The organism is Asticcacaulis sp. YBE204 (assembly GCF_000495855.1).
In the GTDB taxonomy this organism is placed as follows: domain Bacteria; phylum Pseudomonadota; class Alphaproteobacteria; order Caulobacterales; family Caulobacteraceae; genus Asticcacaulis.
This window is the reverse complement of sequence record NZ_AWGF01000041.1, coordinates 1-769: the sequence shown is the minus strand read 5'-3', so window position 1 is coordinate 769 and position 769 is coordinate 1. Positions and strand designations below refer to the sequence as shown.

Sequence of the window (769 nt, the reverse complement as noted above, 5' to 3'; positions counted from 1 at the left end):
ATCTGCGCGTGACCGCCTACGGCGAAGACCATGCGTTCAGCGCCGCCCTCCTCGAACGGCGGCCGCTCAGCGCTCGCACGCCGCAAGCCTGGCATCTGCGGTTGAATATCGCCGGCAGCGGCATCGTTTACCGGGCGGGAGATACCGTCTATCTGTTGCCGGAGAACGACGAAGGATTATTGACCCGGCTGGCAGACTGGCTCGGCAGGCCGGAGGCCGTCGACGCGCTGCGGCGCCGGGAGCTGCGCCAGCTCAGCAAAACGACGCTGCGCGAACTGGCGCAGTTGGCCGACAGCGAAGAGCTCAAAGGCTTGCTGAAGATCCGTCAGCGCAAAGCCCTGGAGAGTTATCTGTACGGCGCCGATCTGCTGGACGTGCTGCACGATTTTTGCCCGCCGCACACGATCACGCTGGAGAACCTGTTGGCGCTGCTGCCCGTTTGCCTGCCGCGCGCCTACTCCATCGCTTCGGCAACGCGGGCAGAGAGCCTCGATCTGTGCGTGCGCGACGTACGATATGAACGCGACGGCCGCACACGGCGCGGCACGGCAACCGGCTGGCTGCTCAAGCATCCCGGTCCTTTCCGCCTTTTCTGCCGCGCCAACCCCGGCTTTTACCTGCCGCGCGACACCGCCTTGCCGGTGCTGCTTATCGGTACCGGTACTGGCATCGCACCGTTGATTGGCTTACTGCGCGAAATAGCCGCCCAGGGCGAACGGCGTGAAACCGTCCTGATCTTCGGTGAGAAAAGGCGCGGTGAAGACTTCCT

At 64.6% G+C, this 769-nt stretch carries 1 pseudogene; it reads left to right on the top strand.

Annotated elements, in window-relative coordinates:
* Positions 1 to 769, top strand: a pseudogene (locus AEYBE204_RS39215) (hypothetical protein); the annotation flags it as partial.